Annotated in this window: 1 protein-coding gene; it reads left to right on the top strand. The window is 61.2% G+C overall.

What is annotated here, in order from left to right:
- Positions 1 to 268 (top strand): hypothetical protein (locus tag B4920_RS26470; RefSeq protein WP_216820065.1); only part of this gene is annotated, 268 nt, incomplete at both ends.

The following is a 268-nucleotide window of genomic DNA, read 5'->3' as shown; positions in this document are numbered from 1 at the left end:
GGCCTTCAACGAGACCACCTACGCTCAGGGGATCCTGCCCATCGATACCTATAAAAAGGATCTCGATGTGCTGTGCAACGAGCCGCTGCATCTGGACTGGGAAACCCTGCGTGAAGAGATACAGACCGTGGGTCTGCGCAACTCCACCCTGACCGCCCTGATGCCAAGCGAGACCTCCAGCCAGATCTCCAACGCCACCAACGGCATCGAGCCGCCGCGCGGCCTGGTGTCGGTCAAGGCCTCCAAGGACGGCATCCTCAAGCAGGTG

The sequence above is a fragment of the Zoogloea sp. LCSB751 genome (assembly GCF_002028455.1).
In the GTDB taxonomy this organism is placed as follows: domain Bacteria; phylum Pseudomonadota; class Gammaproteobacteria; order Burkholderiales; family Rhodocyclaceae; genus Zoogloea.
The sequence above is the reverse complement of the archived record's forward strand: the minus strand, read 5'-3'. Positions and strand labels throughout refer to the sequence as shown.